Origin of the sequence: Rhodopirellula maiorica SM1 (assembly GCF_000346295.1) — a bacterium.
Classification (GTDB): Bacteria; Planctomycetota; Planctomycetia; order Pirellulales; family Pirellulaceae; genus Novipirellula; species Novipirellula maiorica.
In genome coordinates, this window is record NZ_ANOG01000558.1 from 1 (window position 1) to 7,644 (window position 7,644).

Genomic DNA, 7,644 nt, shown 5'->3' on the forward strand with positions numbered 1-7,644 from the left:
CCGTTCTTTCACAAGCGGAATGGGGTCACCGCCCCCGCAAGGGGTCAGCTGTCCATAGGGCCCGGCAAATTGAGGTTTCGATATTTCGTCGTCAAATTCCACGATCAAAGTCTTCCTGTCCGAGTAAACAAAAACGGGGAAGTGGCAGCCAGCGGAGCGATTCCCGTCGTCGCGTCGGTCCCATATTCCCATCGTATGACGCTGGTGGCATCCAGGCGATTGGAAACGGGGGGCATTATTACCATCCCCGCCAATCGGGCAATGGATTCCCGTTCACGTCAGCCACTTTATTTTGACCAAATTTTCACAAATGGCAACGGTTTGTAAATTGATCGACTCCGAATTCAACGAACGATTGAAATGGCAATCGGAAAAATTGCCATTTAACGCATTTGGCGCCTCCTTACGCCGACGATTCGGTGGCCGAATCCAACGCGTCAGCATCGATGCAGGGTTCACCTGTCCCAACGTCGACGGCGCAGTCGCACGTGGAGGCTGCAATTTTTGTGATAACCGCTCATTCAGCCCGTCACGTCGGGTGCGGCTAAAACAGGTCAGCGAACAATTGGCCACGGGGATCGAGACGGTCACCAAACGGTACGACAAAGTGGCGGGTTTTATCGCCTATTTTCAGCCCGCGACGAACACCTACGCGCCGGTCGAGCAACTTGAAGAGGTTTTCCGATTGGCACTCTCGATCGACCCTCGTGTCGTTGGGCTGGCGGTTGGCACCCGTCCGGATTGTGTGCCCGAGAGCGTTCTGATGCTGCTGGAAACCTTGGCTCGGGAAACCTACGTCTCACTCGAATTTGGGATGCAAACGATCCACGATGCTGGGCTGCAATGGATGAACCGGGCTCATGATCACGCCAGCATGATCAATGCGATCGATCGTAGCCGCGGCCGTGGATTCGAGTGCTGTAGCCATGTGATTTTGGGGATTCCAGGCGAAACTCACGCAATGATGATGGAAACGGCGACCGAAATCGGTCGACTCGGCTTTGACGCGGTCAAAATCCACAACTTGTATGCTGTCTTGGGCACACCGCTGGGCGACCAAGTGCAAAGCGGCGAGATCGTGTTGATGCAGCGAGAGGAATACACCCACACCGTCGTCGATTTTCTCGAGCGGATTCCGGCCGAGGTGATTGTCGAACGCGTCAGCGGTGATGCTCCGTCGAACTATCTGATCGAACCCAAATGGTGCTTGGAAAAATCGTCATTGCGGCTGGCGATCGAACAAGAATTCAAACGGCGGGGAACGTGTCAAGGATCGCATTGTGTTGCTCCAAAAATCCCGCCGGCTCAGCGTCCGCGTCCCGCCGACGCGACCCCTGAATCCATTCGCAATCAAATTGATCTAGGACGCCGGCTTCCGGTGCTGAAGATTGAAAAAAGCGGAGGAAGACCTCAAGAATAGGCCGCTGTATTGCGATGGCGGAAATTCGTCGAAATCGCCTGCGACATTTTGTAGAATCAGGAGGGGCTGGAAACAGGTTTCGGATCGGCGAATCGTATGGCCGCATACTGCCCCCTCGCCCAAACAAACGTCGGCCGATACCATTTCTGGCTTCGGAAGCTGAAGCGGCGGAGCTCAGCCAATCATTTAGGAGCGGAGTGGCGACAGATGTCACGTATTGCGATCGTTTTTGGCCTGCTGCTCTGCGCTGTCACGATGTTGGCGTTGATGGTGACGATGCAGAAGATGCCGTCTCAATTTTGTCCGATGATGTTCGGAATTCCGATGTTGTTCTGCGGCGTGGTCGGGCTGAATCCTCATCGTCGCAAACACGCGATGCACATCGCAGCAGCGATCGCCTTGTTGGGCACGCTGACCGGGGGCAGCAACGCTCTGTTCGCGTTATTCCGCGTGCTTCGCGGAATCCAAGTGAACTCGTTGGCGATGCAAGTGGTGATTGCGATGACGGTGCTTTGTACCCTTTTTCTGGTTGTCAGCCTGATCTCCTTTGCCCAAACGCGTCGCCGCCGGTTGACACCGGGATAGCGGCGATTGACAACGTCGGCAAAAAAACTATCCTCTGTGCTTCAAAACCTGTTCGAAACTGACAATTCCGTGGCATTTCACACCATTATCCAAACCATGATTATCCGCGTCGTCGGCATTGATAGCCGGCCATAACGCGGGGAACGAATCGGACTGGCCGCAATCCAACGCGGCACAGGGCTCGAATCGAGATGCCACTTTGACATTCACCCCCGAGGCCACCTTAGCTTCGGGGGTTTTTTCGTACCTGAAACCACAACGTCCCCAGCCAATTTCGCTACTACGATCCCTGACGTATCGGCCCCTGCCAAGTCTTTCGCTCCTCAGCAGCTTCCTTTTAACTCCCACACAGCCGCGATGAACGCCAAACCCATCTTGATCTACGACACAACGCTCCGAGACGGTTCTCAGGGCGAAGGTGTCAGTTTCTCACTTCAAGACAAGCTGAATATTGCCGAGCGGTTGGCCGAGATTGGCATCGACTTTATCGAGGGAGGCTACCCGCTGTCGAACGAGAAGGACGTGGCGTTCTTTCGTGAGATCAAAAAACGCAACCTCGGCAATAGCAAGGTTTGTGCGTTTGGAATGACGCGGCGGAAATCGATGAAAGCCGAAGACGACCCTGGCATGAAGGCATTGGTGCAAGCCGAAACGCCTTGCATCACGTTGGTCGGAAAAACGTGGGACTATCACGCCACCGAAGTGCTTCGCGTGACACTCGACGAAAACCTGGCAATGATTGGCGAGAGTGCCGAGTTTCTTGCTCGCGGTGCTGAATTGATCTACGACGCCGAACATTTCTTTGATGGCTACAACGCCAATCCCGAATACGCAATCAAAACGCTCCGGGCGGCCGCATCGGCCGGAGCCACTTGGCTTAGCCTTTGTGATACCAACGGCGGCACGCTGCCCGAACGGATTCGCGAAGTCACCGAATTGGCGATCGAGGCGTTATCGGATCTCGACGTGCAAATCGGTATCCATTGCCACAACGATTGCGAACTTGCCGTAGCCAATTCGCTAGCCGCGGTCGATGCCGGCGCGACTCAGGTGCAAGGCACCATCAACGGGATTGGTGAACGATGCGGCAACGTCGATTTAATCACGGTGATGTCGAATCTAGCGCTGAAAAAGAAGGGCTACAGCGTGTTGGGCAGCCGATCGCTGACTCCGCTCACGGAACTGAGCCGCTTTGTTTACGAAACCGCCAATTTACAGTGGCGAAACAACCAACCCTTTGTCGGCCAAAGTGCGTTCGCGCATAAAGGCGGCATGCATGTCCATGCGATCAACAAAGCGGCAAAGACCTACGAACATATTGATCCGGCTTTGGTCGGCAATGAACGTCGGATCTTGGTCAGCGAGCTGTCCGGACGCAGCAACATCGCCGCGCTAGCGAATAAGCATAACTTGGATGACGACCGCGAATTGATGGACAAGATCCTGGGCGAAGTCGTTCGACTGGAAAACCAGGGCTACCAATTCGAGAACGCAGGGGCCTCGTTCGATCTACTGGTCAAACGCATTTCGGGAACCTACAAACCGCACTTCAACACGATCAAGTACCGAGTCGTCGCGGGCGACCGAAGCATCGAGAGTGAACAGCCGAGTGTGTTTGCCGAAGCAATCATCAAACTCAAGGTTGGCGAAACCCTGTGGTTCGATGCCGCCGAAGGGCATGGGCCGATCAACGCGTTGGACGCCGCACTTCGCAAGGCGCTTGCCGATGAATACCCGATGCTCGCCGAAATGCGATTGACCGACTACAAAGTACGCGTGGTCGAATCAAGTAGCGGTACCGAGGCGTCGATCCGAGTGAACATCGAAAGCTGCGATGAACACGAATCGTGGGGCACCATTGGCGTCAGCGAAAACATCATCGAAGCGAGCTGGAGCGCGCTGGTTGATGCCGTCGAATACAAACTTCACAAATCCGAAAACAAGTAACGCTAAAAAAATCATGACGATTCCGACTCGATTTGACCACTCGGACGCTGTAGCGGACATTGCGAAAGCTTGGGAAGACGCAAAATGCGCTCACGCGGAACCCAATCCTGATCGCAAACCCTTTACGATCGTGATCCCTCCGCCGAACGTGACCGGGGCATTGCACCTGGGCCATGGCTTGAACAACACGCTGCAGGACATCGTCATTCGCACCAAACGAATGCAAGGCTTTGAAACGCTTTGGATGCCCGGCACCGACCATGCAGGAATCGCGACGCAAGCGGTTGTTGAAAAGCGACTCAAAGAACAGGAAAATAAGTCGCGTCACGATCTCGGACGCGAAGCATTGGTCCAGCGGATCTGGGATTGGAAAGAGCAGTACGAAAAACGGATTCTCGACCAGCTTAAACGGATGGGATGTAGTTGCGATTGGGAGCGAGTTCGATTCACGCTGGACGATCGCTGTGCCGCCGCGGTGCGAGCGACTTTCTTTGATCTGTTCAGCAAAAAACGAATCTACCGAGGCAAACGGCTTGTCAACTGGGACACCTATCTGCAGACCGCCGTCAGCGATGACGAAGTCATCAATAAGACCGAAAAAGGCCACTTTTGGCATATCTTCTATCCCGTCGTCGATCCTAAACCAGGCGAACCTTCGCGAATTGAAATCGCGACCACGCGGCCTGAAACGATGCTTGGCGACACCGCCGTGGCAGTGCATCCCGACCCTGCCGCAGCGATGGACAAGCTTGACGCCGAGCTAAGAGCCAAACGCGAGACCGCCTCGGCCGGCGAAAAGAACGAAATCGATAAACAGATCGAATCGCTCGCCGAGCGTCGTAAAACGATGCTGCCGCTGTTGATCCAACTGCGAGACATGGCACGGGACGGCCGCAAAATAATGCTGCCGCTGATGAATCGTGAAATTCCGATCGTGGCCGACGAATGGGCCAAACCCGAGATGGGCACCGGTTGCGTCAAGATCACGCCGGCGCACGACCCGAATGACTACGAAGTCGGTAAACGGGTTGGCTTGCCGATGATCAACATTCTAAACGCCGACGGAACGATGAACTCCGAAACCGGCGTTTACGAAGGTTTGACCATCAAGAAAACGCGAGCCAAGGTGCTCGAGGATCTCGAAGCCCTTGATCTGCTTGGTGAGATCGAAGATCGCGAAATCGAGTTGCCGCTGAGCGACCGCAGCAAGACGCCGATCGAACCGTACTTGGCCGACCAATGGTTCGTGGCGATGGAAGAATTGGCGCAATCCGCGATGGATGCGGTTTCCAACGATCAGGTCAAGATTTTCCCAGAGCGATATCGCAAGGGCTATCTCGACTGGTTGAGCGAGAAACGCGATTGGCCCGTCAGCCGACAATTGTGGTGGGGACACCAAATTCCGATCTGGTCGCTCGGCGGGATTGGCGAAGCGGATGCAGACGCGGCGGCCAAAGCGATCCATGCCTTCCCTGAATATGCTTCGGGCAAAATTGCCGATCGCATCGATGAAAACGAAGACGGCAGCTACTCGCTATTCGTTTGTTTGCGTAGCGATGATCCGAAGCTGGAAGAGAAAGTCGAAGGATTGGGACTCGTTCGTGACCCCGACGTACTGGATACGTGGTTCTCGTCGGCACTGTGGCCTCACAGCACGCTTGGCTGGCCCGAACAAACGGCTGAGCTCGAGTACTTTTACCCCACCAGCACGCTGATCACGTCACGTGACATCATCACGTTGTGGGTTGCGAGAATGGTTTTGATGGGGCTGAACAACGTCGGCAAGATCCCATTCAACGAGGTCTTCATTCACCCCAAAATCCTCGATGGATTGGGGGAAACGATGAGCAAGAGCAAAGGCAACGGCGTCGACCCGATCGACGTGATCGAAAAGTTTGGCCCCGATGCTCTGCGATTCGGATTGGCGCGTTTGGCAACCGAAACGCAAGACGTGCGGATGCCGGTCCAATACGAGTGTCCTCATTGCGAAAAACTGATCGACCAAACCAAAAAGAATCGATCCCTACCCAAACTGGATTGCCCGGAATGCAAGAAAACGTTCTCGACCCAGTGGGCTGAATCCGCTGAGGATAAAACGCATCCGCGTGCCGCCGTGGTCAGCGAGCGTTTTGAAACCGCTCGTAATTTCGTCAATAAACTGTGGAACGCCGCCCGTTTTGCCTTGATGAATTTCGAAGGCTATGAGGCTCAAGATATCGATGTCAAATCGTTGCCGCTGGAAGACCGCTGGTTGCTGAGTCGATTGTCAACCGTCACCAAGCAAGTGACCGAGGCAACCGAACACTACCATTTCGCCGAAGCCTCGCGAATCCTTTACGATTTCGCTTGGGACGAATTCTGCAGCTTCTATGTCGAGATCGCCAAACCACGATTGTCCGACGACTCGCTGCGTGCGGTCACTCAATCCGTGATGGCGCATGGTCTCGATACGCTGCTGCGTTTATTGCACCCGATCATCCCCTTTGTCACCGAATCGATTTGGGGCTACTTGAACGAAGCGGCTCCGAAACGAGGCATTCCTGCGGCCGTCGACGCGCCGCAGTTCGTGATGACCGCATCGTGGCCGGTTGCCGAAGCGGCACACTACGACGAGAACATTGAACGGCAATTCAACGAGTTCCAAGAGGTCGTTGGAGCGATTCGCCGTATTCGAGCAAGTCAAAACATCGCTCCGCGTGATACGGTCCCCGTCGCGATCCGCTGTAGCGAATCCTCGCAAGCGTTGCTGGAACCGATGCGGACCTATTTCCAAGGGCTCGCCGGCGCTGATATTGTCGAACTAAGCCCCGCGGCGAAGCCATTTGAGATTGATGCCCCGTTGGCCATCACCGGATTGGACATCGAAGTGCACGTCGACTTGGAACAGTTCATCGATTTCAAAGCTGAGTTGGCTCGCTTGGAAAAACTGCGAGACCAAGTGGTCAAACAGATCGGTGGAAAAGAGCAGAAACTTTCCAACGAAAACTTCGTGGCTCGTGCCCCCGCAGAGGTGGTAGCGAAGGAACGTGATTCGCTTGCCGAATTAAAACAACAACTCGAATCGGTTGAAAATGACATTCTGCGACTTAAGAGTAAACTAGGTTAGACGCTGGACTCGAATCGCAAAGCGGTTCAAGATAAGCAGGTAGACAGGAATCTCGGTCGCTGCGTTGCCGGACACATTATCCTTATTGGCTATTTACAATGCCTATTAAAATGACTTGCCAGTGCGGCAAAGTGCTGAACATCCCGGATGCGGCTGCGGGCAAAGCGGTGAAATGCCCCGGTTGTCAAACGGTGTTGAAGGTACCTGCGGGAAAGGCCACGGCCCAGGCGAAGCAAGCGGCTGCCCAGGCCAAGCAACCCGCTGCACAGCCAAAACAAGCGGCTGCACAGCCCACCCCGGCGCGGCGTCCGGCGCCGGCTGCCCCTGTGGCGATGGGCAATCGCTTGGACGACCTGTTTGACGAAGAAGGCTTCAGCCAGCAAGTCGCGGCCATCTGTCCGGCCTGTCGGGCGGAGATGAAAGCCGACGCGATTCTGTGCACCAAGTGTGGCTACAACAAACAAACCGGGTCTCAACATGCCGGCCACCAGACGCCTGGACTCGATGTCTCGCACGGCACGCTAGCGCTCGAGAAAGCGGCCGCCGAGATGGCGCGTGCCAAGGACACTCAAGATCGATTGATGGG

The 7,644-nt window shown here is 55.1% G+C and carries 4 protein-coding genes and 1 pseudogene; all 5 read left to right on the plus strand.

The annotated features are described in order from the left end of the window. The first annotated feature begins 310 nt into the window (after positions 1–310). The gene (gene mnmL / locus RMSM_RS17890; protein WP_052031691.1) at positions 311–1,420 is read left to right on the plus strand and encodes a tRNA modification radical SAM protein MnmL/YtqA; all 1,110 of its coding nucleotides are present in this window, start codon (positions 311–313) and stop codon (positions 1,418–1,420) included. A 207-nt stretch (positions 1,421–1,627) separates the two neighbouring features. After that, positions 1,628–2,005 (plus strand): hypothetical protein, encoded by a 378-nt coding sequence (locus RMSM_RS17895; protein ID WP_008699242.1) that lies wholly within the window; start codon positions 1,628–1,630, stop codon positions 2,003–2,005. Between the two features lie 357 nt (positions 2,006–2,362). Further along, on the plus strand, positions 2,363–3,952 hold the full coding sequence (gene cimA / locus RMSM_RS17905; protein WP_008699245.1) for a citramalate synthase: 1,590 nt from the start codon (positions 2,363–2,365) through the stop codon (positions 3,950–3,952). Between the two features lie 13 nt (positions 3,953–3,965). Beyond that, positions 3,966–7,058 carry a valine--tRNA ligase gene (locus RMSM_RS17910; protein WP_008699247.1) on the plus strand — a complete coding sequence of 1,031 codons (3,093 nt, stop codon included), beginning with the start codon at positions 3,966–3,968 and terminating at the stop codon, positions 7,056–7,058. Between the two features lie 110 nt (positions 7,059–7,168). Continuing rightward, positions 7,169–7,644, plus strand: a pseudogene (locus RMSM_RS17915) (hypothetical protein); the annotation flags it as partial.